A 22,291-nucleotide genomic window follows, 5' to 3' on the forward strand; every position below is an offset into this window, starting at 1 on the left:
CGCTCCTACTCGTGCCGGAGGGCGTCGATCGGCCGCAGCCGCGAAGCCCGGTTCGCCGGGAAACTGCCGAAGAAAAGCCCGATCAGGGCGGAAACCGCGAACGCGAGCGCGATCGACGACGGCACCACCACCGGCTGGATGCCCGCGATGCTGAACCGGCTGCCGACCACGCCGATCAGCACGCCGAGCAGTCCGCCGAAGAGGCTCAGCATGGTCGCCTCGGCGAGAAACTGGCCGAGGATCGCCGAACGCGGCGCGCCGATCGCCTTGCGGATGCCGATCTCGCGGATCCGCTCGGTGACCGTGACGAGCATGATGTTGGTGACGCCGATCCCGCCGACCAGCAGCGAGATCGCGGCGACCGCGCCGAGCAGCACGGTGAACGTGTCGATCGCCGACGTGCGGGTCTGCAGCAGCTGCGCGGAGTTCTGGATCTGGAAGTCCGGGCTGGCCGAGGCCTGGGCGCCGTGCCGGGCGTCGAGGATCGCGGTGACCTCGGCCTGTGCCAGTCCGATCGTGTCGGCGTTGGTCGCCTGCACCGCGATCTGGTTCAGGCCGCCGTAGCCGGCGAGCGAGTTCTGCACCGCGCTGATCGGGGCGATCGCGACGTCGTCAGCGTTCTGCGACCCGGTGCTGCCCTTCGTTTGCAGCACGCCGATCACGGTGAACTGGATGCTGTTCACCAGCACGTTCTTGCCGACCGGCTCGGCGGTGCCGAAGATCGACTGCGCCGTCGTGGGCCCGAGCACCACGACCTTGCGCGCCTGTGTCACGTCCTCGGCGCTGAACAGCTGACCGTCGGCGAGCTGGCGGTTCGTGGTGGTGAAGTAGCTGGGTTCGGTGCCGACGACGCTGGACACGTCGTAGGAAGTCTGGCCGTACGTCGCGGTCGCGGTGGTGCTCACGACCGGTGCCGCCGCCTTCACGTCCGGTGCGCCGACCGGGTCGACCAGCGCGTGCGCGTCCTGCACGGTGAGCGGCCGGACCTGGCTCGACTGCCCACCGCCGCGGACCGGCGACACGGTGACCACGTCGGTGCCGAGCCCCTGGATGCTCGCGGTGATCGCCGCAGAAGCGCCGTTTCCCACTGCCACCAACAAGATCACCGACGCGACCCCGATGGTGATGCCGAGCGTGGTGAGCACCGAGCGCAGCTTGTTCGAGGCGAGACCGCGCACCGCGAACCGCATGATCTCGACAAAGTTCACGCGACCACCCCGGCGCGCGCCTCGTCCGACACGATCCGCCCGTCGCTGACCCGCACGACGCGGTGTGCGTGGCGCGCGACCTCGTCCTCGTGCGTGATCACGACAACCGTGCGGCCGAGCGCGTTGAGCCGATCGAAGACGCCGAGGACGTCAACAGTGCTTGCGTGGTCGAGGTTTCCGGTCGGTTCGTCGGCCAGCAGCAACGCCGGACCGGCCACCAGCGCCCGCGCCACCGCGACGCGCTGCTGCTGCCCGCCGGACAGTTCGTTCGGCAGATGCTTGGCCCGATCGCTCAGCCCCACCATCTCCAGCGCGGCGAGCGCACGGCGTCGCCGGTCACCCCGCTTCAGTCCGCTGTAGACCATCGGTAATTCCACATTGGACAACGCATTGGTGCGCGGCACGAGATTGAAGGACTGGAAGATAAAGCCGATCTTTCGGTTGCGCAGCAAGGCAAGCTGGCGTTCATTGAGATCGGCGACGGAGAAGCCGTCCAGCAGGTATCGGCCGGAGGTAGGCGTGTCGAGGCAGCCCAGCATGTTCAGCAGCGTCGACTTTCCGGAGCCGGAAGCGCCCATGATCGCCACGTACTCGCCCGGCCACACCCGCAGATCGACCCCGCGCAGCGCGTGCACCGCGGTTTCCCCGCTGCCGTAAGTCTTGCGCAGCCCGGAGACCGCGATCACCGGCTTCATCCCCGGCCCCCGCCGCCGATGCCACCCTGACGTCCGCCACCGAATCCGCCGAGACCGCCAGTGCCGCCGGTTCGCTGCTGTCCAGACCCGCTCGATGTCGTCGGCGACGCAGCCGTCAGCACCACCCGGTCACCCTCCGCGAGCCCGGACTTGATCTCCACAGTGGACTCTCCGCGCACCCCGACCTCGACCTTTCGCGGCACCGGCTGCCCGTTCTGCTCCACCGTCACCACGTTCGTCGTCCCGCTGGTCCGCACCGCGGCCGCCGGAACGCTAAGCACACCATCGGCTTCCGCGACGGTGATCACGACGCTCGCCGACTGTCCGGGCCGCAACCCCGACGGCGGATTCGCCAACGTCAGCTTCGCGCCGTAACTGACGACATTGCTGCTCGTAGTCGGCGTCAGGTCGATGCTGGAAACGGTCGCCGGCAACGGTTGATCCGGCGTCGCATTCAGCGTGACGGTGGCTTTCTGACCGGTTTTCACTTTGCTCACGTCAATTTCCGCCACCGAAGTGCTGACGACGAGATTTCCCATGTCCGTGATGTCGATAAAGCCCGTGCTGCTACTGCTAGTACTGGCCGACGACTGCTGCCCGGATTGCCCATTAGAACCAGACGCCGCCGAACTGTTGCTGGACCCACTGCCCGTTTGCTGCCCGACAGTCCCGTTAACCGCCGTGACAGTCCCCGCCCCCGGCGCGGTCAACGTCGTCGCGGCGAGCGCCGCTTCCGCGTTGTCGACGTCCAGCTGCGCTTGATCCACTTTGGCCTGAAGCGCCGTAGTATTGCTCTGCGCGTCCGCCGTGGCGAGGTTGTCTTCGGCGACCGCGAGATTGGCCTTGGCGACCTGAAGTTGTTTGCTCGCCTGGGAAGAGTCGATCGTGGCGAGCTTCTGCCCGGCACTCACGACGTCGCCGACCTTCACGTCGATGCTCGTGACCTTGCCGGCCGTCGTGAAGTTCGCGACGCCGGAGTACGTGCTCGCGATCGTGCCCGCCGCGGAGACGGTCTGGGCGACGTTCGCGCGCCGGACCGGCGTCGTGCGGGTTTGCGCCTGCGCCGTCGAACTGGCTGGCGAAAATGCCTGATAAATCCCGAAAGCCGCGCCGCCGAGCAGCACGACGAGGACTCCGTTGACTACCCAAGCGCGTGTGCGCGGCCGCGTCATGGCCGCAAGACTGCGGGGCCCGCTTAGCAGTCAGCTGTTGGTTCCCTGTGGGACAGCTGTGTAATCAGCCGGGAATCAGTCTTTCGGCTTTTTGTGCCGCGCCCGCACCGCCAGCAACAATTGCCGGACCGCGTCCACCACCAATACCGCGGACAACGTCCCCAGCCCAAGCGCCCCCGCGATATGCCCGCCGAAGTACCGCTGCGACGCCAACGGCGTGCCGTCGCCCGCGGTGGTGACGACCGTGACGACCCCGGCGTGCCACAGCGCGAACGCCGCCCACAGCACGAATCCGGCCACCACCACTTCGCCGAGCGCGACGAACCCGCGCCACGGCTGGTTGAGCTTCGTCTGCGGCTGCGTTTCCTCCGGCGGCCAAAGCCCGGCTCCGGTCGGCTGGGGTAGGTCGATCACGGGGTCCAGCCTTTCAGGTTCGCCGTCGTCGCGCTTCCCTCGTGCGGGTTCAGTTCCGGGAGTCATCGGCGTGCTCCTCGGCCTCCGGGCGGTCCTTCCCGGCCAGTTCCGCGAGCGCGGCCTGCAACGCCTCGACGTCGCGGGCCCAGGCGAGCACCACCGTGCCGTCGTCCAGCTCCACCGGCAACTCGTCGTACTTCCGCGGCACCGACCAGCCGCCGCCCAGCACGCGGGCCCCGACCGGCGCCCCGACGTCGGTCACCGAGGCGACCCGCTCGGCGGCCAGCTTCTCCCGCCCCTGCCGCAGCCCCTCAGTGGTGACCTCAAGCGAAAGGAACCGGCGTCGCGCGTAAACCCACGGCAGCGTGAGCCCGCACAGCGCGGCCCCGATCAGCACCCAGCCGACGACGTGCGTCGGGCCGCCGGTGGCCAGCTCCGCGAGCGCGCCCAGCAGCGCGAACAGCGGGCCCCAGACCAGCGCGGACCAGCCGACGCCGGGCTCGGAGTACAGCGTCCTCGCCGCCATTACAGCTTCTTGCCGACCTTCGGGAAGTAGTCCGCGACCTTCGGCAGGTACAGCAGGATCAGCATGACGACCAGCGCCAGCGACGAGGCGAGCGCGAAAATACTGCGGATCACGCCGAGTTCGAACACGATGCCGAGCACCGCCAGCAGCGTCGCGATGCTGCGCGCCGAACGCGTGCCCTCGCGGGCTTTCCAGGCGAACAGCACGAGCAGGGCACCGAAGCACAGCGCGCCGATCAGCATGGCCCACACGAGGGTGTTGGCGTTGGACTGCACCTGCGCGACGTCGACCTTCTGGCCGGACTTCTGCACCTGCTCGATCGCCCGGTCGACCAACTGCTGCTTGAGCAGCACGGTGACGACCTGCCCGGCCACGACGACGACCGCCGCCACGATGGCGAGCACGAACGCGACGTGCACCGGCGTCGGCGGCTTGGCCTTCGGCGCGCTCTCCCCCGGCAGCACCGGATCCGGCGCGCGCCCGCGCTTGCGGCGCTCGTCGTCGGTGAGCCCGGAGAGGTCGTCCGAGGTCACGCTGGCTGGCTTCGGGGTGTTCTCGTCCTTCTCGGCCACCCGAAAGACCCTACCCGGACTCAGTCCAGCCAGGCCGCGGCCTCGGCCGCCCAGTAGGTGAGGATGAGGTCGGCCCCCGCGCGGCGGATCGAGGTGAGCACCTCGAGCACGGTGCGCTCGCGCTCGATCCAGCCGTTCGCCGCGGCCGCCTCGACCATCGCGTACTCGCCGGAAATGTTATATGCCGCAACGGGAACCGGCGAGAACTCGGCGGCCGCCTTGATGATGTCCAAATAGGACAGCGCGGGCTTGACCATGACCATGTCCGCGCCCTCGGCAAGATCGAGTTCCAGCTCCCGCAACGCCTCGCGCGCGTTGCCGAGGTCCTGCTGGTAGGTCTTGCGGTCGCCCTTGAGCTGCGAATCGACGGCCTCGCGGAACGGGCCGTAGAACGCGCTGGCGTACTTGACCGAGTAGGCGAGAATCGCGGTCTCGCTGTGCCCGACCTCGTCGAGCGCCCGGCGGATCACGCCGACCTGGCCGTCCATCATCCCGCTGGGCCCGAGCACGTGCGCCCCGGCTTCCGCCTGCGCGACGCCCATCTCGGCGTAGAGCCGGAGCGTGGCGTCGTTGTCGACCACGCCGTCCGCGTCGAGAACGCCGCAGTGCCCGTGGTCGGTGAACTCGTCCAGGCAGGTGTCGGCCATCAGCACGGTGGAATCGCCGAGTTCGCTGCGCAGATCCCGCAACGCGACGTTGAGAATGCCGTTCTCGTCCACCGCACCGGACCCCTGCGCGTCCCGCTTCTCCGGAACGCCGAAGAGCATGATCCCGCCAACGCCGGCATGCACCGCCTCGACGGCGGCCTTGCGAAGCGTGTCGCGAGTGTGCTGGACGACGCCCGGCATGCTGGCGATCGGGCGCGGTGCGTCGAGGCCCTCGCCCACGAACATCGGCAGGATCAACTGCCGTGGCCGCAACGTGGTCTCAGAGACCATCCTGCGCATAGCCGGAGTAGTACGAAGCCTGCGGGGTCGCTGCTCAGGGAACACACATCCAAGGTACTCCGGCGGCTCGTGAGTGTTCACGCCGGTTAGAACCGGCATCGCCACTCACGACCCCGAAAAGCAGCGAGGGCCCCCTGAGACTCAAGGGGCCCTCGTCGGGTCAGCTGCGCCGGGTGCGCTTCGCCTTGCGCGGCGGAGGCAACGCCCCCTCCGCACGAAGCCGCGCGGCATGCTCAGCCAGCGCGTCCACCAGATGCGGCACATCAGCCTTCTCCGGCTGAACATCCACCCGCAGCCCGAACTCCACCGCGGTCTCGGCCGTCTTCGGCCCGATGCACGCGACCAACGTGCGCGTGTGCGGCTTCCCGGCGATACCCACCAGGTTCCGCACGGTCGACGACGAGGTGAAGCAGACCGCGTCGAACCCGCCGGTCTTGATCATCTCGCGGGTCTCGGCTGGCGGCGGCGCGGCCCGCACGGTCCGGTAAGCCGTGACGTCGTCCACTTCCCAGCCGCGTTCGACGAGGCCCGCCGACAGGATCTCCGTGGCGATGTCCGCGCGCGGCAGCAGGACGCGGTTCACCGGGTCCAGCACGTCGTCGTACGGCGGGAACTCGGCCAGCAGGCCCTCGGACGACTGCTCGCCCGTCGGGACCAGCTCCGGGATGATGCCGAACGAACGCACCTTCGCCGCAGTCGATTCGCCGACACAGGCGATCTTCACGCCGGAGAACGCCCGCGCGTCAAGGCCGAACTCCTCGAACTTCTCCCACACCGCGCGCACCGCGTTGGTGGAGGTGAAGACGATCCACTGGTACCGGCCGTCGACCAGGCCCTTGACCGACCGCTCCATCTGCGCCGGGCTGCGCGGCGGCTCGACCGAAATGGTCGGCACCTCGTGCGAGGTCGCGCCGTGCCCGCGCAGCCGGTCGGCCATCTCGCCCGCCTGCTCCTTGGTGCGCGGCACCAGTACCTTCCAGCCGTACAGCGCCCGCGACTCCCACCAGGACAGCTTCGACCGCTGCCCCGCTGCCTGCCCGACCGTCACGACCAGCGGGCCGACCAGCTCGCCCGCGTCGTTCGCGACCGAGGCGAGGGTGGTGTCCAGCGTGCGCTGGGTGTTGATGGTGCCGTTCGCGGTGACCGCGACCGGGGTGGTCGCGGGCAGCCCCTTCTCGGTGAGCTGGCTGGCCGCTTCGGCGAGGTGCGCCGAGGTCGCGTGCAGCACGATCGGGCCGGGGACCGCGGCCAGCGCGCCCCAGTCGACCTCGCCGCGGACGTCCGCCTCGGTGTAGGTGCCGCCGAGCGCGACCCCCGCGTACGCCGGCACCGCGGTGCCCGGCGCGACCCCGGGGATGACGTCGAACACGGCCGAGGTGCGGGCGACGGCCTGGACCTCGGCCACGACGGCCGGGCTGGTCAGCGGGTCGCCGGAGACCAGCCGCAGCGCGAGCCGGCCTGCCTTGGCCTCGGCGGTCAGGTCCTTGGCGACGTCGGACGGTTCGCCGACGGCGGGACGGACCTCGGCTCCGGCGGCCGCGGACGCGAGCACGCTGGCCGGCACGTCCGGGTCGGTCACCACGACCTCAGCCTTGGCCAGGAGTTCCTGGGCGCGGACGGTGAGCAGCCCGGCGTCCCCGGGGCCCGAGCCCACGAAGGCGACGCGCCCGGCGGTCTTGCGAGCAGGGGTCATCGTTGGTGTTCTTCTCCTCTTGGGCGGCCGGTGCTCCGGCCGCTGGTGTCGGGCAGGTCGTGCGGGTGCGTGACGGCTGGCGTCACAGCGCGGGGCCGAGCAGCGCGCCGGCTCCCAGGTCAAGCAGTTCGGCGGCCAGTTCGCGGCCGAGCTTCTCCGCCTCGCCGATGCCGGCGATCGCGGAGGCCCGAACCATGTCGACGCCGCCGTTCTCGCCTTCGACGGCAGCGGTGCCGCGCAGCGAGATGCGTTCCACCGCCGCGCCCTCGTCGTCGAGGTCCTCGACGATCTCGGCGAGCGCGCCCACCGGCGCGCTGCACCCGGCTTCGAGCGCGGCGAGCAGAGCCCGTTCGGCCGTCACCGCGACCCGCGTGCTCTCGTCGTCCACCGCGGACGCGAGCAGGTGCTCGATGTCCACGTCGGCGGCCCGGCACTCCAGCGCCAGCGCCCCCTGCGCGGGGGCGGGCAGCATCTGGATCGGGTCGAGGGTTTCGGTGATCTCGTCCACCCGGCCGACCCTGGCCAGTCCGGCACGCGCGAGCACCACGGCATCCAGCTCGCCGTCGGCCACCTTGCGCATGCGGGTATCGATATTGCCTCGGATCGGCACGATTTCCAAACCGAGACCCAGCGCGCGCAGCTGAGCCATGCGCCGCGCGGCCCCGGTGCCGACCTTCGCGCCCGGCGGAAGCTCGCCGAGGGTGAGGCCGTCGCGGGCGATCAGCGCGTCGCGCGGGTCCTCGCGCGGCGGCACCGCGGCCAGCACGAGGCCGTCCTCGGGCGCGGTGGGCAGGTCCTTGTACGAGTGCACGGCGACGTCGATCTCGTTGCGCAGCAACGCTTCCCGCAGCGCCGAGGTGAACACGCCGACGCCGATCTGCGCGATCGGGGCGCTGGAGAGGTCGCCGGGCGTGGTGACGGTGACGATCTCCACCTCCGCCCCGGTGGCGCGGATGGTGTCGGCGACGATGCCGGTCTGCGCGAGGGCGAGCTTGCTGCCTCGCGTGCCGATGCGAATGACTCTGGTCACTTACCGCTTCTTCTCGGATTCCGGCGCTGTCGGGCTCGCCACGGCCGCAGGAGCCTGCGGGTCGAGGCAGAACAGTTCCCGCAACGCGTTGGCGTAGTCGGTGTCGGCCGTCTCGGCGGCCAGCTGCTTGACCCGCACCGTCGGCGCGTGCAGCAGCTTGTCGACCACCCGGCGAACCGTGCGGCCGACCTCTTCGCGAACCTGGCTGTCGAGTTCCGGCAGCCGGTTGTCCAGGCGGAGCAGCTCCGCGTCCACCACCTCGGCCGCGCGCCTGCGCAGCGCGGTGACCGTGGGCGTGACCTCGGCACTGCGCTGTCCGGCGAGGTACTCGCGCACCTCGTCGAGCACGATGCCGTTGGCTTTGGCGGTCTGCCGTTCGGTGGTCGGGGCTCCCGCGTCGCGCATGCGGCGCTGGATCGTCTCCAGGTCGACCACCGTGACGTCGGCGAGTTCGGCGACCGCCGGGTCGACGTCCTTGGGCAGCCCGAGGTCGCACACGACCAGCGGACGCCCGGCCCGCGCGGGCACGTGCCCGGCGAGGAAGACCGCGTCCTGCGCCCCAGTGCACGCCACCACGAGGTCGGCGAGTTCGACCGCGCCGGCCAGCTCGGACAGCGGCACCGACCGCGCCGGGATGCCCTCCGCGACGACCTTCTCGGCCAGCCGGACGGCGTTGGCTTCGGTCCGGTTGGCGACGGTGATCTCGGCGATCCCGGCCTTGCGCAGCTGCGCCGCGGTGAGCGCGCCCATCGAACCCGCCCCGACGATCAGCGCGTGCTTGCCCGCGATATCACCGGCCGCGGCCAGCGCCTCGGACACGACGGACGCGCCGAGCTGGTCGAGCCCGGTCTCGGAGTGCACGCGCTTGCCGACGCGCAGCGTGGTCTGGATCAGCTCGTGCAGCGTGCGGCCGACCGTGCCGGCGTCGCGCGCGGTGGCGTACGCGGACCGGACCTGGCCGAGGATCTGCGTCTCGCCGACCACCATCGAGTCCAGGCCCGAGGTGACGGAGAACAGGTGCTCGACGGCCGCGCCCGCGTAGTGCACGTACAGGCTGTCGTACAGCTCGGCGGGCTCCATCCCGGCCTTGCGGGAGAGCACGTCCGAGACGTCGTTGACGCCGCCGTGGAACGTCTCGACCACGGCGTAGACCTCGATGCGGTTGCACGTCGAGACGAGCATGACCTCGCTGATGTGCTCCGCCTGCTGCAGGTCGTGCAGGACCTTGGTCAGCTCGTCCGCGGGGATCGCCGCACGCTCGAGCGTGCCGAGATCCGCACTGCGATGGGAGAGCCCGACCGCCAACACGCTCATTCAGCGCACCACCATTCCGAGACCGCCGTCCGTTCCGGCGCCGTTTCGCCCGCCGCCCGTGCTGCCATTGTCGGCGGACCCGCCGGTGCCGGGTAACCCGGTATTTCCCTGGTTTTCCCCGGCGGAACCCGCGCTTGCCGCGCTGTCCGCGCGCCGAGCCACGTGGAACGAAAGAATCTGCAGCTCGACGGCGAGGTCGACCTTGCGGACCTCGACGTGTGCCGGCACCTGGAGCACTACCGGCGCGAAGTTGAGGATGCACTGGACGCCGCCTGCTACCAGCCTGTCGCACACCGACTGCGCGGCGGTAGGAGGTGTGGCGATGATCCCCACGGAAATCTCCCGTTCGGAGCAAACGCGAGGAATGTCGTCCATGTGCGAGACCGGCAGACCCCCTACGGGAACCCCGATCAAGTCGGCGTCGAGGTCGAAGAGCGCCTCGACCGGGAAGCCGCGGCCGGGGAAGCCGCCGTAGTTGGCGAGCGCGTGGCCGAGGTTGCCGATCCCGACCACGGCGACCCGGTGCTGCCGGGTGAGGCCGAGGATCCGCTCGATCTGGCTGACCAGCACCTGCACCTCGTAGCCGACGCCGCGGGTGCCGTACGAGCCGAGGTAGGAGAGGTCCTTGCGCAGTTTGGCGGAGTTCACGCCGGCCGCGGCGGAGAGTTCCTCGCTGGAGACGGCGGTGGTGCCCTGTTCGGCCAGCCCGGAGAGAATCCGCAGGTAGACGGCCAGCCGCGCGACGGCGGCCTCCGGAATCTGCTTCGCGCGGACGGCGGTGTCCTCCGCGTCGGAGACGGCGGGCATCTCGGCGGTGGGCGCGTTGTCGGCGTCCGGCGCGGGGCGGGCCGTCCGGGCTGGACGGCGGGTGCGGGGTTTGGAGTCGGTTTCCGCGGAGGCTTCGGGGCTGGTGTCGCTCTGCGCGGCGGCCCGGGTGGTTGCCCGGCTGGCGCGGCCGTTGCCCGACGCTGCCCGGCCGTTTCCGGCGACGCGTCCGTTGCCCGCGGCGTGCTCACCACCGCCCGCGACCTGGTCACCGTTCTCGCGACCGGCCTCCGGGGAATTCCCGTTGCGCGCCAAGCCGTTCTCGCTCGCCGAACCGCGGCGGCGGCTGCCCGCGGCGTGCCGTCCGCCAGACCGGCGCGGGGCGGGTTCGGCGGAGTCGGATTCGTCGCGGGGAGGCGTGGCCGGCGGTTCGGCACCGCTGCGCCCGCCCCGCTGTGTCACCACGCTGACTTCTCCTCAATCCGGCTTCGTGCCCGCGCTGGCCCCCGCCTGCCAGTCCGGCAGTGGAAAACCAACCCTTGACCCCACGGCTTCCGTCCGGTTCGATGCCGGTCCTCGCGGGGACGGGTTACTACGGTAGTCCACTTGTGAACGCATGCACAAAGTCACTGGTCACCCGCATGACCAGAAGCACATCCCGGGCTCTTCGAGAGTCCAGCCCAGCGCCGAGAACCTACGCCGCTGGGCACCTTGAGGGAACCTGATTCCCAATGCCAAGGACTTAAGCCGGGCGGCCTCAGCCTGGTGACCATCCACAAAGGACGCCCAGGTCAGCGAAATGCCCGGTTAACGCAGGTATGCCCGTTTCTTCAAGTCCGTGAGGGGAACCCTGCGGGAATCTGATTCCGTCAGGGTTCCCCTCACGGACGGCAAACCTGCGGGTGCGAAGCCCGGGTTGTCCCGCGGATTCAGGCCGCGGTGAACGGCACCGTGTGCCACCCGGCCGCCCCGTCCGGCACGGGATCCGCGGGCCGGTCCGTCTGGGTGTAGCCGGACTGGTCCGTCGCCCGCACCGTCACCGTGTGGCTGCCCGGCGAGACCGGCAGCTCGGCCCACCACATCCGCCAGGTGTCCTTGTTGACCTCGGCCGAAAGCGTCGCCGGAGTCCACGGGCCCTGGTCCACTCGCACTTCCACCTTCGCGATCCCGACGTGCTGCGCCCACGCCGTCCCGGCCACCCGGACCCGGCCGCCGCGCACCGACGTCCCGCTGACCGGTGCGTCTATCCGCGACTCGGTCTTGATCGGGGCCTGTTCCGCCCAACCACGCCGCAGCCAGTACGCCTGCCGTGCGTCCCAGGTCGTGAACTCCAGGTCAGTCACCCATTTGGTCGCCGAGACGTACCCGTACAGCCCGGGAATCACGATCCGCGCCGGGAACCCGTGCTCGACCGGCAGCGCCTCGCCGTTCATGCCGATCGCGAGCATCGCGCCGCGCGCCGGGTCCAGCGCGACGTTGGCCGGGGTGCCGCAGGTGAAGCCGTCGACGCTGGTCGCGAACATCTGCTGCGCGCCCGCGTGCACGCCGGCCGCGGCCAGCAAATCCACCAGGTCGACGCCGATGAAATTGGCCGTAGAGATCAAGTCACCGCCGACCTCGTTGGAGACACAGGTGAGCGTCACGGTCCGCTCGACCAGCGGCCGGTTGCGGATGTCCGCGTAGGAGAAGCTCACCTCGCGGTCGACCATGCCGTGGATCTTCAAGGTCCAGTCCTCGGCCCGCACCTGCGGCACGACGAACGCAGTGTCGATCCGGTAGAAGGTCCCGTTCGGTGTGATGAACGGCGGCGACCCGAGCTTGTGGAAGTCCGCGTCCGGCGGCAGCGGCGGAGCCTTCCGGGCCGCCACCAGCGGACCGACCGAAGCGCGCGATCCCGATGCGCTGCCGGTGCTCGACACGACCTCGCCGACGATCGCCGCCACCCCGGCACCGGCCGCGATTCCCGCGCCGCGCTGCAGCACCTGACGACGGCTGAGTCCTTGCCGCAGCTCGGTTTCCGGCGGCAAGGCACGCTTGTGCAGCCAGCTGAAGACCAGCAGCGAAGCACCCAGCGCCAGTACTGGAGCCAGCAACGCGAGCTGTCCGACGTCCGTCCGCTCGAAGACCGCGAAGATCCCGAACGCGCCGACCACGACTACCAGCAACTGCCCTGGCAACGGACGGCGCCGCGAAAGCTGTCCGGCGAGCACCGCGAACCCCAGCAGCACCACGGCCAGACCGATCTTGAGCACGGTCTTGTCGGCGGTCCCGATCGTCTGTTCCGCCCACACCACGACGGCGTGCGGGCTGTGCGCGATGACGAAGTCCGCGACCGCCACGAACGGCGACGCGTTGTACCCGACAAATCCCGCGATCAGGTGCCCGACGCCCAGCGCGACCGCCAGCGAGACCAGCCCGATGAACGTCGCGACGCCCAGCGACAGGCGCGGCTGAACGGTCGGCGGAGCTTCTTTCAACGCACTCACCCCACCATCATCGGCGGGTCCGGCCGTGTCTGGCCCATGCAAAGCGCTTACGGGTTGCTTACCGCAAGGCCGCGCGCAGGCGTTCTTCCTCGACGCGCCAGTACCCGTGCTCGACGCCGTCGATCAGGATCACCGGCACCTGATCGCCGTACTCGGCCCGCCATTCCGGGTCGCTGTCGACGTCCGCGGTCTCCCACGGCACGCCCAGCTCACCGCAGATCCGCGCGACGTCCGCCTCGGCCACGTCGCACAGATGGCATCCCTCGCGGCTCATCACGGTCACCTTGTGCACGAAGCCAGCCTAAAGCTCAGCGCAGCTTCAGCCGTCGCAGCTTCCCGGTCGCCGAATGCGGCAGCGTCTCGGCGAACTCGACCGTGTGCGGCACCTTGTACCCAGCCAGATGCGCGGTGCACTGATCCACCACCTGCTGCTCCGACAACGCCGCGCCTTCGGCAGGCACCACGACCGCCTTCACCGCTTCGCCGCTTCGCTCGTCCACCACGCCCACGACGGCGGCCTCGGCCACCCCGGGCAGCTGCGAGATCACTTCCTCGACCTCGTGCGGAAAGACGTTGAAGCCGTTGACGATGATCAAGTCATTCGCCCGGTCGACCAGATGCAGGTCGCCGTCGGAATCGAGATAGCCGACGTCGCCGGTCCGGAACCAGCCCTCGGCGTCCGGTCCGTGTGCGCCGTCCGGCCAATACCCGGAGAACAGGTTCGCCCCGCGCACCGAAACCAGCCCGGTGCTGCCGCCTGCCTCGAACACGTCGTCCGGCTCCTCCGGATCGAGCGGCAGGTCGTCGGCGGACCCGTCGGACTCCACCAGCCGCAGCTCGATCCCGGGCAGCGGCCGCCCGACCGAACCGGGCTTCGGATACCCGGTGACCAGCGTGGACGTCACCACCGGCGCGCATTCGGTGAGCCCGTAGCCCTCGTACACGTCCAGTCCGGTGGCCTCGCGAAGCGCCGCCAGCACCTTCGGATGCAACGGCGCGGCACCGGACGTCAGCCGCTTCACCGTCGCCAGCCCGCGGCCCAGTTCCTCGTGGTCGAGCGACGCGAATTCGTTGTACATCGCGGGCACGCCGGTGATCGCCGTGACGCGATGCTCCGCGCAGTCTTCAAGGGTTCGCCGGGCTTCGAAGCGTTCGGACAGCACCAGCGTCGCGCCGACCGCCGTCGCCAGGAGCAGGCCAGGACCGAGGCCGTAGACGTGGAAGAGCGGGATCGACACCAGCACCCGGTCGTCGTGCTCGGTCACCCCGTCCACTTGGGACAGCTGATCGAGGTTCGCCAGCAACGCGCGGTGCGACAGCAGCACTCCACGCGGCGGGCCCGTCGTGCCGGAGGTGTACGAGATGACCGCGATGTCCTCACCGGAACGACCGAGGTCAACCGGGTCGCCCGCCTCGTCACTGCGCGGCGGCAGGCCAGCGATGCCCTCGGGCAACTCGGCGTCGTCGCGCTGCACCACGCGTTTCGCACCGCAGTGCTCCAGCAGCCGCTCCAGCTCCGGCGCAGGGGCCTGCGGTGACAACGGCACGGCGATCGCGCCGGCCCGCAGCACCGCGAACAGGGCGACCGCGAAGTCAGCCGACGTCGGGAGCCGCAGCACCACCGGGTCGCCCGGCGCGACGCCGGAGGACACCAGCCGGCGTGCTTGCGCGTGCGCCGCTTCGTCGAGCTCTCGCCAGGTCAGCGTGGCACCCGTGCCCGTCTCGGTGATCGCCGTGCGGTCCGGCCAGCGGCTGGCCGCAGCGGCGAGCAGGCCGGCGACGCCGTGGGCAGTGCTGATCCGGTCCACCCGCGCCCCTCTCGTTCCGTTGCGGATTCGTCATCTTGTCACCCGTAATGGGGATGCCGCGCGATCGTCGCACCTCTGCCTGACCGGGACACTACCTACTTCGCGGTAACAACACGTATGCTGCACTGCGTCGCCGGGTGGCGTTGATCACTACCGGGTGACCCGAGCAAGGGAGTCGTCGTGCCGAAGCTGCCGCTCCACGAGGGTGTGGGACACGCGCCGCGGCACGCCTTCGCGCCTTCGGGACCACGCCCGGCAGCACCAGGGACAGCCGGAGGTGCCGCTCGATGACCCGTCCGATCACCCTGTCCGCCGCCGCGCGCCGCGGCCCGGTCGCGATGTTCGCCGACCGCGTGTTCGGCTCGTCCGCGGCCGCCGTGCCGCTTCCGAAGGCCGACACCGAACCGGACCCCGCCGAGGTCGCCAAGGCCGAGGCGTGGGAGCTGGTGCGGTCCGCGCAGGCGGGCGACTCCTCCGCGTTCGGCCAGCTCTATGACCGCTACGTCGACGTCGTCTACCGCTACGCGCTCTTCCGCCTCGGCGACCGCGACCTGGCCGAGGACGTCACCAGCGAGACCTTCCTGCGCGCGCTGCGCCGGATCACGTCGGTGAGCTACCAGGGCCGCGATGTCGGTGCGTGGTTCGTCACCATCGCCCGCAACCTGATCCTCGACCACGTGAAGTCCAGCCGGTTCCGGCTCGAGGTCGTCACCGACGAGGTGGCCGAACCCGGCGGCGTGCCCGGCGGCCCGGTCGGCCCGGTCGCCCAGGCCGGTCCCGAACAGCAGGCGATCGCCGGCGCGACCCGCACCGAACTGCTGCGCTGCGTCGCCGAGCTTGGCGAGGACCAGCGCGAATGCATTGTGCTGCGGTTCCTGCAGGGGCTGTCGGTGGCCGAGACCGCGCAGATCATGGACCGCAACGAGGGCGCGGTGAAGGCGCTCCAGCACCGGGCGGTCCGGCGGCTCGCGCAGCTGCTGCCCACCGGTCTGCGTTGATCGTTCAACGAACAACCGTAACTTTTTCGAGTTCTTAATCGTTTCTCTCCCAGACCGGCGGTCAGGGCCGGGCGTTGGGTGGAGACGGAGCAGCACCGTGGGCGTGCCCGGGTGGTTTTCGCGTGGTCGGACCGAGAGCGAGCGGTTCGACGACGCGATCAATGCTTCCCCCGGCCAGCAGCCGGACGAGTTCGCCGAGGAGCTGGCCGTCGTCGGTGCCCTGCGCGAACTGGGCCAGGCAGGCGACCCTGACCCCGCCACCCGGGCCCGGATCCGCGCCGAGATCGAAGGCCGCATCGGCGAACCACTTCCGCGTCGGCGGTGGCGGCCGCGAATGGCCGACCTCGCCGCCGCCGGAATCGCGCTGATCCTCGGCCTCGGCGGGCTGACGCTGCTGCTTTCGCGAGACGCCGTGCCCGGAGACGCGCTGTACAGCGTGAAGCGAGCCGGCGAAGTCACGTCGCTCGGCCTGACCTTCGGCGACGAAGCCAAGGCCGAGAAGCACCTGAAGTTCGCCACGAACCGCGTCACCGAACTGGGCCGGATGAGCGACGCCACCCCGGCGGCGTACCAAACCGCGTTGCACGATTTCAGCAGCGACGTCCGCGCGGGCGTGGCCGAACTCACCGAACTGGCGACGACGAGCGGCAACCGCACGCGGCTGACGTCGCTGGAGTCGTGGGCGCAGAGCCGGGCGCAGGAGCTGGAATCGGAGCAGGCCGACATCCCGGCGTCCGCCCGCGAGGACTTCCAGCGGGCCCGCGGCCTGCTCGACCGCGTCCAGCAGCGAACGACCGCGCTCGGCTCGCGGCTGAGCTGCTACCAGATCACCACCGGCACCACGGACGAACTGGGCCTGCTCCCGGCGGACGGCGCCTGCACGCAGCAACCGCTGTCCCCCGGCGGCTCCACGCCGAGCAGCCCGCCGCCGGTCGCGCCGACCGCCCCGTCGACGGACTCCCCGCTGCCGATCCGGTCGGTGTCGTCGCCGACCCTCAGCAGCACCGGGATGCCGACCCCGACCCCGACGTCGACGGAGGTCCCGCACACCGCGACCCCGCCGAGCGTCCCGCCGCCGATCACCGCGCCGACCCCACCCCGGATCCCGACCCGGCCCGCGCCGCCGCCGGTCGTCTCGATCCCGCCGCTGCTGCCCGGGCTTCCGCCGATCGTCATCGGCTGACGCACGCCGCGGTGCTGCTCACGCCACTCGCGCCCCGGTGCCCGGCGGAGGTGCGAGCAAGCGCCCGATCAGCGCACTCCATATCCACTGCAACTGGCCACCCGACCCCGCCTCGCCGAGCGCTGCCCCGCCGACCCCGCGCCGGATCCCGGCCCGACGACAGTCGCCCCCATCCCGCCGCTGCTGCCCGGTCTTCCGCCGATCGTCATCGGCTGACGCGACTTTCGCCACTCCCCCGCGCCATGATCAGGGCGAGTGGGCAACCCCTATCCGAGGTCCGGGCCACATCTCCAACGGGTGAGTCGGACGGTCGCTACCCTGTGCTGCAGGACCCGGTCGGCGTCGTCCGCCGGGACGTGCCCGAACCTGGAGGCGGTGTGCGTGTCAGCTTGGCGTGGCAAGGATAAGAGTCAGGAACTGGAGCGGCTCGCCACGCTCGCCGGAGAAGCGTCGGCGGAGGCCGCGGCCTCGTCGGCGCAGCTGGCGACGACGGTTCCGCCCGCGCCGCCGGACCTCACCGCGGGCGCTTTCTTCGACGTGGACAACACGATGATGATGGGCGCGTCGATCTTCTACTTCGCCCGAGGGCTGGCCGCGCGCAAGTTCTTCACCTCGGCCGACCTCGCTGGTTTCGTGTGGGACCAGGTCAAGTTCCGCATCGGCGGGCGCGAGAACAAGGCCGACATCAAGACCCACCGCGAGCGCGCGCTGTCCTTTGTGGCCGGTCGCACGGTCGAGGAACTCACCACGATGAGCGAGGAAATCTACGACGAGCTGATGGCGGACAAGATCTGGTCCGGCACCCGCGCGCTCGCGCAGATGCACCTCGACGCGGGTCAGCGGGTGTGGCTCGTCACCGCGACGCCGATCGAACTCGCCGCGATCATCTCCCGCCGCCTCGGACTCACCGGCGCGCTCGGCACGGTCGCCGAAACCAAGGACGGCGTCTACACCGGACGCTTGGTCGGCGACATGCTGCACGGCCGCGCGAAGGCCCACGCCGTCCGCGCGCTCGCGTCACGGGAAGGACTGAACCTCAAGCGCTGCACGGCTTATTCGGATTCGCAGAACGACGTGCCGATGCTGTCGGTCGTCGGCACTGCGGTCGCGGTCAACCCGGACAGCGGCCTGCGCGACGTCGCCCGCGCCCGCGGCTGGGAGATCCGCGACTTCCGCACCGGCCGCAAAGCCGCCCGCATCGGCGTCCCGTCGGTGCTCGGTGCGGGGGCCGTGGCGGGGGCGGTCGCCGCGGGGATGGCCTATCGCCGCCGGTAAGGCCTCGTGAGTGCTGATCACGGTTAGAACCGCGATCAGCACTCACGACCTAGTCCAGCACCGCAGTCGCCTCAACCTCCACCAACAAGTCCGGCTCCGCGAGAAACGCCACGCCAATCCCGGTCAACGGCGCCTGCACGGTGACGCCCAGCTTCTTCTCCGCCCGCTGCACGCCCTCGACGAACTCACCCATCTTCTCCGGCGACCACTCGACGAAATACACCGTCAGCCGCGCCACATCCGCGAACGTCGCGCCCACCTCGGCCAGCGCCGCGGCCACGTTCAGGTAGGCCTGCTCGACCTGCGCGGCCAGATCGCCTTCCCCGACGCGCCCGCCCTCGGCGGTCCGCGCCACCTGCCCGGCGATGTACACCGTCCGCGAGCCAGTCGCGACGGACACCTGCCGATAGAGGCCGACCTGCGGCAGCGCGGCGGGGTTGACCAGGGTGACGGCCATGATTCCTCCTGAAGGATCCTCGGTCCCTCAAACATAGCATTGCAATGCTATAGAATGCCGCCATGGCGAGGGCAAAGGATCCGGCAGTGCGCACCTTGCTGCTCGAACGGGCAGCCGGGATGCTCCGCACCCGCGAACCGATCACCCTGCGCTCGCTCGTGGCCGGGACCGGAGTGTCGACGATGGCCGTCTACACGCACTTCGCCGGCATGGACGGTCTCTGGAAAGCCTTGCGCCAGGAGGGTTTCACCCGGCTGGCACGGCGCATGGCCGCGGTCCGCCCGTCCGCCGATCCGGTGCGCGACCACGCCGCGCTGATCTCCGCGTACCTCGGCAACGCAGTGGATCATCCCGACCTGTACCGCGTGATGTTCGACGCCAACTTCGAACTGGAAGACGCCCAAGCCGCCGACGACACCCTCGAATACTTGGTGCAAGCCGCCGCCCGGGGACGCGACACCGGCCGGTACCGCGAAGGCCTCGACGCACTCGAACTCGCCACCCAAAGCTGGGCGGTCGCACACGGCCTGGTCTCGCTGGTCGCAAACGGCCCCCTGCCGCGCAGCACACTCGACCACGGCGCGCCCTTGCTGACCGCGCTGTTCGTGAGCGTCGGCGACGAACCCGAGCGCTGCGAACGCTCAGTGCGCCGCGGCTGGCGGCTGCCCGGCTAAACCCCTCAGCCGCGGAAAACGCCGCGCCGCCGGGAAAGCCGGAGGTACAACGCGTGCTGGATCGACTCGCGCACCTGGTCGGTGAGGGTGAACACCAGCATCGGGTCGTCGACCGCGTCCGGGCCGTACTCGTCGGTGCGGATCGGCTCGCCGAACTCGATGGTCCACTTCGTCGGCAGCGGCACCGCGCCGAGCGGGCCCAGCAGCGGGAAGAACGGCGTGACCGGGAAGTACGGCAGCCCGAACAGCCGGGCCAGCACCTTGAGCTCGCCGATCTTCGGATACGTCTCCTCGGCCCCGACCACCGACACCGGGATGATCGGCACGCCCGCGCGCATCGCCGCGGACACGAACCCGCCGCGGCCGAAGCGCTGCAGCTTGTACCGCGCGGAGAACGGCTTCCCGACGCCCTTGAACCCTTCCGGCCACACGCCGACCAGTTCGCCGTTGGTCAGCAACCGTTCGGCGTCGGCGTTGCAGGCGAGCGTCTGCCCGGACTTGCGCGCGAACGACCCCACCAGCGGCAGCTTGAACACCAGGTCCGCGCCGAGGCCGCGCAGATGCCGTCCGCCGGTCTCGTCGTGCACCGCGACCGCGGTCATCAGCGCATCGAGCGGCAAGGTGCCGGAGTGGTTGGACACCAGCAGCGCGCCGCCCGCCGTCGGCAGGTTCTCGACGCCGAAAGTGTCTACGCGGAACCACTTCTCGTACAACGCGCGCAGCGGCGGCAGCACGAGCGTCTCGGTGAGTTCGGCGTCGAAACCGAACTCGTCCACCGCGTAGTCGCCGGTGAGCCGGTGGCGCAGGAAGGTGAGCGCGCTCCGCACCGACTCGGACAGCGGGTCGGCCGCGGGCTCGCGCACCGGACCGGACGGCTGCGCCGGGAACTCGACGACCGGCGCGTCCGCCCTCGGCTCGGCCTGCTCCGGGACCTCGGCTGGTTTCTCCCTGCCGGGCCCGTGCAGCGGGATGACCTGTGCCTCGGCACCGTTCACGGGATTCGCCTCACTTCCGGCCCTCGCGTGGTTCATCGGCGCGCCTGCCCGGTGGCGGCGGCCTCGAGCACTTTGCCGGCCAGCCCGGCCAGTGCGCCGCCGTCGAGCACCGGACGCAGGCCGCGGCCGGCCACGTAATCGTCGAACGCCTCGCGGGTGGTCCAGCGGGGCGTGTACCCGAATTCCTTCTTGAGCTTGGTGATGTCGATCGCGCGGCCAAAGTTCAGCAGCCGTACCTGATCAGCGGAGAAATCGACCAGCCGGGCTCCGCGCAGCAGCTTCCCGACCGAGGGCACCACGGCGCGCGGCATCGGCAGCCCGACCCGGCCCGCCCGGCGGATCGCCTGCGACAGCGTGAGCACGCCCTCGGAGGCGACGTTGAACACGCCCGGCCGGTCTTCCAGCGTCGCCATTTCCAGCACCGACAGCGCGTCTGAACCGTGCAGCAGCTGCAGCCGGGAGTCGTACCCGAAGACCGTCGGAACGACCGGCAGCGAGAAGTACCGCGCCAGCACGGTGTCGACCTCGGGGCCGATGATGTTCGCGAACCGGGCGAGCGTGATCGTCAGGTCCGGGCGGCGGCGGGCGAGCCCGCGCACGTAGCCCTCCATCTCGACCGCGTCCTTCGCATACCCGCTGGACGACGGCGGGATCAGCTCCGAATCCTCGGTGAACACCGCCTGCGAACGCGCGCCCGCGCCGTACACCGCCGCGCTGGACTTCACCACGAGCTTGCGCACCTTCGGCGCGCGCTGGCACGCCGCGAGCAGCCGCATCGTGCCGATGACGTTGACTTCCTTCACCGCCGCGCGCCTGCTCGGCCCGGCCGGATGCGCGGTGCACGAGGTGTGCACGACGGTGTCCACCTCGGCGCTGCTGATCACCTTCGCGATGAGCGGATTGCGGATGTCGGCGCGGACGAACTCGGCGCGGCCCATCCGCTGCTGGACGTCCTTGGAGGGTGGGGCGGTGTCGACGCCGATCACCCGCTCGAGATCCGGATGGGCACCGAGCCGGGCGAGCAGCTTCCCGCCCAGGTCGCCGGCGACCCCGGTGACGAGCACGATGTTCGAGGCCATGGAACTCCCTGATCGGCAGCAGTGTGCAAGACGGAGTGATCACTCGGGGTGCGCGAACCTGCACTCGCTGGAAGCATCGCGCTGATGCGCCTGCCATGTTACCGGCCCCGGACGCCCTTCTGACCAGGGCTTACCTGGTTTTAACAGCGACGCCCGGATTGCGATACGCGCCTCACTCGATCGGGCGTAGGAGGGTCCGAACATGAGTGTGGCCCGTCCAGAGACTGGACGGGCCACGAAACCTCAACCGCGCGGACGGCTCACTTGCCGGCCTTGCGCCGCTGCACGCGCGTGCGGCGCAGCAGCTTGCGGTGCTTCTTCTTGGACATGCGCTTGCGGCGCTTCTTGATCACGGAACCCATGGGCGCTCCTCTTGTCGTCGGTCACGCTGCCCGGCGCAGCGTCCAACGGGTGGAGCGCACAGGCACGAGCGGTTTACCAGGCTACTAGCGTCCCGGCGCGGGCTGGTCGGCGGGCATGGTTTGACACATGCCCGGCGACCTCTCAGCCCACGTCGAAGTAAGCACCCTGCAGATACTCGTGCACCGCTTTTTCCGGCACCCGGAAGGACTTCCCGACTCTGACCGCGGGAAGTTCACCCGAGTGCACCAGGCGGTACACGGTCATCTTCGAGACCCGCATCAGCGTGGCCACTTCGGCGACTGTCAAAAACTGGACCTGCCCTACCGCGGGCAAATCCTCCCTCTTGTTCGGCGACATGTTTACCGCGTCCTTCGACACGTGTCGCGCCACGAGGCTTCCCCACCTGTGGTATCGACACGCACGTGCTCTTCCGAGGGTAGCGGGACAGGTGGGACTAGTGCGACGCCTGTCACCAGGATGGGCCCTCACCTGGGCCTTCGCGTAGCCCGGACGGCGCAGCCAGATCCGGAATGCCCGACTTGCCCGACTGGCTCCGCCCCCGCAGATGTCCGTGAAGGACTCCTTGAGGGAATCAGATTCCGTCAAGGGTCCCCTCACCGACACCCCAAACCGCACA

24 protein-coding genes are annotated in these 22,291 nt (G+C 70.2%); 5 read left to right on the forward strand and 19 right to left on the reverse strand.

The features are described from left to right. Positions 1-5: 5 nt before the first annotated feature. From ACFSVL_RS06230 to ACFSVL_RS06240, 3 genes are read right to left on the reverse strand one after another with little or no spacing between them, the layout of a single operon-like run. Positions 6-1,208 carry an ABC transporter permease gene (locus ACFSVL_RS06230; RefSeq protein WP_378301271.1) on the reverse strand — a complete coding sequence of 401 codons (1,203 nt, stop codon included), beginning with the start codon at positions 1,206-1,208 and terminating at the stop codon, positions 6-8. Then, positions 1,205-1,903, reverse strand: a complete 699-nt coding sequence (locus tag ACFSVL_RS06235) for an ABC transporter ATP-binding protein (protein ID WP_378301273.1) — start codon at positions 1,901-1,903, stop codon at positions 1,205-1,207. The genes ACFSVL_RS06230 and ACFSVL_RS06235 overlap by 4 nt, the downstream gene beginning before the upstream one ends. After that, positions 1,900-2,895 (reverse strand): efflux RND transporter periplasmic adaptor subunit, encoded by a 996-nt coding sequence (locus ACFSVL_RS06240; RefSeq protein WP_378301996.1) that lies wholly within the window; start codon positions 2,893-2,895, stop codon positions 1,900-1,902. The genes ACFSVL_RS06235 and ACFSVL_RS06240 overlap by 4 nt, the downstream gene beginning before the upstream one ends. On the opposite strand from ACFSVL_RS06240, the gene ACFSVL_RS06245 reads away from it, so the two are divergent. After that, positions 2,837-2,995, forward strand: coding sequence for a hypothetical protein (locus tag ACFSVL_RS06245; RefSeq protein WP_378302033.1), 159 nt, complete (start codon positions 2,837-2,839; stop codon positions 2,993-2,995). The two genes, ACFSVL_RS06240 and ACFSVL_RS06245, sit on opposite strands and share 59 nt — an antisense overlap. A gap of 155 nt (positions 2,996-3,150) precedes the next feature. On the opposite strand, the gene ACFSVL_RS06250 is transcribed toward ACFSVL_RS06245, so the two are convergent. From ACFSVL_RS06250 to ACFSVL_RS06300, 11 genes are all read right to left on the reverse strand, one after another. Next, on the reverse strand, positions 3,151-3,489 hold the full coding sequence (locus ACFSVL_RS06250) for a hypothetical protein (RefSeq protein ID WP_378301275.1): 339 nt from the start codon (positions 3,487-3,489) through the stop codon (positions 3,151-3,153). A gap of 49 nt (positions 3,490-3,538) precedes the next feature. Beyond that, positions 3,539-4,015 carry a hypothetical protein gene (locus ACFSVL_RS06255; RefSeq protein WP_378301277.1) on the reverse strand — a complete coding sequence of 159 codons (477 nt, stop codon included), beginning with the start codon at positions 4,013-4,015 and terminating at the stop codon, positions 3,539-3,541. Continuing rightward, positions 4,015-4,587 carry a hypothetical protein gene (locus tag ACFSVL_RS06260; RefSeq protein ID WP_378301279.1) on the reverse strand — a complete coding sequence of 191 codons (573 nt, stop codon included), beginning with the start codon at positions 4,585-4,587 and terminating at the stop codon, positions 4,015-4,017. The genes ACFSVL_RS06255 and ACFSVL_RS06260 overlap by 1 nt, the downstream gene beginning before the upstream one ends. Positions 4,588-4,607: 20 nt before the next feature. Beyond that, positions 4,608-5,579 (reverse strand): porphobilinogen synthase, encoded by a 972-nt coding sequence (hemB, locus tag ACFSVL_RS06265; RefSeq protein ID WP_378301281.1) that lies wholly within the window; start codon positions 5,577-5,579, stop codon positions 4,608-4,610. Positions 5,580-5,694: 115 nt separating this feature from the next. Continuing rightward, positions 5,695-7,227: a bifunctional uroporphyrinogen-III C-methyltransferase/uroporphyrinogen-III synthase gene (locus ACFSVL_RS06270; RefSeq protein ID WP_378301283.1), complete on the reverse strand. Its 1,533-nt coding sequence runs from the start codon at positions 7,225-7,227 to the stop codon at positions 5,695-5,697. Between the two features lie 82 nt (positions 7,228-7,309). Beyond that, positions 7,310-8,257, reverse strand: coding sequence for a hydroxymethylbilane synthase (gene hemC, locus ACFSVL_RS06275; protein ID WP_378301285.1), 948 nt, complete (start codon positions 8,255-8,257; stop codon positions 7,310-7,312). Next, positions 8,258-9,571 (reverse strand): glutamyl-tRNA reductase, encoded by a 1,314-nt coding sequence (locus ACFSVL_RS06280; RefSeq protein ID WP_378301287.1) that lies wholly within the window; start codon positions 9,569-9,571, stop codon positions 8,258-8,260. Then, a complete protein-coding gene (locus ACFSVL_RS06285; RefSeq protein ID WP_378301997.1) occupies positions 9,572-10,378 on the reverse strand; it encodes a redox-sensing transcriptional repressor Rex in 807 nt (268 codons plus the stop codon). It abuts the gene before it with no gap. A gap of 887 nt (positions 10,379-11,265) precedes the next feature. Further along, positions 11,266-12,822 carry a molybdopterin-dependent oxidoreductase gene (locus tag ACFSVL_RS06290; RefSeq protein WP_378301289.1) on the reverse strand — a complete coding sequence of 519 codons (1,557 nt, stop codon included), beginning with the start codon at positions 12,820-12,822 and terminating at the stop codon, positions 11,266-11,268. A 58-nt stretch (positions 12,823-12,880) separates the two neighbouring features. Next, the gene (locus tag ACFSVL_RS06295; RefSeq protein WP_037818910.1) at positions 12,881-13,096 is read right to left on the reverse strand and encodes a glutaredoxin family protein; all 216 of its coding nucleotides are present in this window, start codon (positions 13,094-13,096) and stop codon (positions 12,881-12,883) included. A gap of 34 nt (positions 13,097-13,130) precedes the next feature. After that, a complete protein-coding gene (locus tag ACFSVL_RS06300) occupies positions 13,131-14,630 on the reverse strand; it encodes an AMP-binding protein (protein ID WP_378301291.1) in 1,500 nt (499 codons plus the stop codon). Positions 14,631-14,917: 287 nt separating this feature from the next. Between ACFSVL_RS06300 and ACFSVL_RS06305 the strand changes: the two genes are divergently transcribed. The 3 genes from ACFSVL_RS06305 to ACFSVL_RS06315 all read left to right on the forward strand — a co-directional run bounded on the left by ACFSVL_RS06305 (position 14,918) and on the right by ACFSVL_RS06315 (position 18,086). After that, a complete protein-coding gene (locus tag ACFSVL_RS06305; protein WP_378301293.1) occupies positions 14,918-15,628 on the forward strand; it encodes a sigma-70 family RNA polymerase sigma factor in 711 nt (236 codons plus the stop codon). 97 nt (positions 15,629-15,725) lie between these two features. Continuing rightward, positions 15,726-16,811, forward strand: coding sequence for a DUF5667 domain-containing protein (locus ACFSVL_RS06310; protein WP_378301295.1), 1,086 nt, complete (start codon positions 15,726-15,728; stop codon positions 16,809-16,811). Positions 16,812-17,177: 366 nt separating this feature from the next. After that, on the forward strand, positions 17,178-18,086 hold the full coding sequence (locus ACFSVL_RS06315) for an HAD family hydrolase (protein WP_009071962.1): 909 nt from the start codon (positions 17,178-17,180) through the stop codon (positions 18,084-18,086). Between the two features lie 49 nt (positions 18,087-18,135). On the opposite strand, the gene ACFSVL_RS06320 is transcribed toward ACFSVL_RS06315, so the two are convergent. Continuing rightward, complete coding sequence (locus ACFSVL_RS06320; RefSeq protein ID WP_378301297.1) at positions 18,136-18,543, reverse strand: RidA family protein; 408 nt, start codon at positions 18,541-18,543, stop codon at positions 18,136-18,138. Positions 18,544-18,605: 62 nt separating this feature from the next. Here ACFSVL_RS06320 and ACFSVL_RS06325 point away from each other — a divergent pair, with 62 nt between their 5' ends. Continuing rightward, positions 18,606-19,217, forward strand: a complete 612-nt coding sequence (locus ACFSVL_RS06325; protein WP_378301299.1) for a TetR/AcrR family transcriptional regulator — start codon at positions 18,606-18,608, stop codon at positions 19,215-19,217. Between the two features lie 5 nt (positions 19,218-19,222). On the opposite strand, the gene ACFSVL_RS06330 is transcribed toward ACFSVL_RS06325, so the two are convergent. The 4 genes from ACFSVL_RS06330 to ACFSVL_RS06345 all read right to left on the reverse strand — a co-directional run bounded on the left by ACFSVL_RS06330 (position 19,223) and on the right by ACFSVL_RS06345 (position 22,011). Continuing rightward, positions 19,223-20,248 (reverse strand): lysophospholipid acyltransferase family protein, encoded by a 1,026-nt coding sequence (locus ACFSVL_RS06330; protein ID WP_378301301.1) that lies wholly within the window; start codon positions 20,246-20,248, stop codon positions 19,223-19,225. Then, on the reverse strand, positions 20,245-21,291 hold the full coding sequence (locus tag ACFSVL_RS06335; protein ID WP_378301303.1) for an NAD-dependent epimerase/dehydratase family protein: 1,047 nt from the start codon (positions 21,289-21,291) through the stop codon (positions 20,245-20,247). Before ACFSVL_RS06335 ends, ACFSVL_RS06330 begins: the two co-directional genes overlap by 4 nt. 260 nt (positions 21,292-21,551) lie before the next feature. Then, a complete protein-coding gene (locus ACFSVL_RS06340; RefSeq protein WP_007030867.1) occupies positions 21,552-21,653 on the reverse strand; it encodes a 30S ribosomal protein bS22 in 102 nt (33 codons plus the stop codon). 142 nt (positions 21,654-21,795) lie between these two features. Further along, entirely contained in the window at positions 21,796-22,011 is a 216-nt protein-coding gene (locus tag ACFSVL_RS06345; protein WP_033291067.1) for a helix-turn-helix domain-containing protein, read from the reverse strand. Positions 22,012-22,291: the final 280 nt, after the last annotated feature.

This window comes from Amycolatopsis silviterrae (genome assembly GCF_042684085.1).
Taxonomy (GTDB): domain Bacteria; phylum Actinomycetota; class Actinomycetes; order Mycobacteriales; family Pseudonocardiaceae; genus Amycolatopsis; species Amycolatopsis silviterrae.

Excerpts from the sequence above, each read along its gene's own strand:
- ACFSVL_RS06285 (WP_378301997.1), bottom strand. The coding sequence starts at position 10,378 with ATGCCCGCCGTCTCCGACGCGGAGGACACCGCCGTCCGCGCGAAGCAG.
- ACFSVL_RS06280 (WP_378301287.1), bottom strand. The coding sequence starts at position 9,571 with ATGAGCGTGTTGGCGGTCGGGCTCTCCCATCGCAGTGCGGATCTCGGC.
- ACFSVL_RS06270 (WP_378301283.1), bottom strand. The coding sequence starts at position 7,227 with ATGACCCCTGCTCGCAAGACCGCCGGGCGCGTCGCCTTCGTGGGCTCG.
- ACFSVL_RS06305 (WP_378301293.1), top strand. The coding sequence starts at position 14,918 with ATGACCCGTCCGATCACCCTGTCCGCCGCCGCGCGCCGCGGCCCGGTC.
- ACFSVL_RS06340 (WP_007030867.1), bottom strand. The coding sequence starts at position 21,653 with ATGGGTTCCGTGATCAAGAAGCGCCGCAAGCGCATGTCCAAGAAGAAG.
- ACFSVL_RS06330 (WP_378301301.1), bottom strand. The coding sequence starts at position 20,248 with ATGAACCACGCGAGGGCCGGAAGTGAGGCGAATCCCGTGAACGGTGCC.
- ACFSVL_RS06255 (WP_378301277.1), bottom strand. The coding sequence starts at position 4,015 with ATGGCGGCGAGGACGCTGTACTCCGAGCCCGGCGTCGGCTGGTCCGCG.
- ACFSVL_RS06335 (WP_378301303.1), bottom strand. The coding sequence starts at position 21,291 with ATGGCCTCGAACATCGTGCTCGTCACCGGGGTCGCCGGCGACCTGGGC.
- ACFSVL_RS06295 (WP_037818910.1), bottom strand. The coding sequence starts at position 13,096 with ATGAGCCGCGAGGGATGCCATCTGTGCGACGTGGCCGAGGCGGACGTC.
- ACFSVL_RS06235 (WP_378301273.1), bottom strand. The coding sequence starts at position 1,903 with ATGAAGCCGGTGATCGCGGTCTCCGGGCTGCGCAAGACTTACGGCAGC.
- ACFSVL_RS06245 (WP_378302033.1), top strand. The coding sequence starts at position 2,837 with ATGCTCGTGACCTTGCCGGCCGTCGTGAAGTTCGCGACGCCGGAGTAC.
- ACFSVL_RS06325 (WP_378301299.1), top strand. The coding sequence starts at position 18,606 with ATGGCGAGGGCAAAGGATCCGGCAGTGCGCACCTTGCTGCTCGAACGG.
- ACFSVL_RS06345 (WP_033291067.1), bottom strand. The coding sequence starts at position 22,011 with ATGTCGCCGAACAAGAGGGAGGATTTGCCCGCGGTAGGGCAGGTCCAG.
- ACFSVL_RS06320 (WP_378301297.1), bottom strand. The coding sequence starts at position 18,543 with ATGGCCGTCACCCTGGTCAACCCCGCCGCGCTGCCGCAGGTCGGCCTC.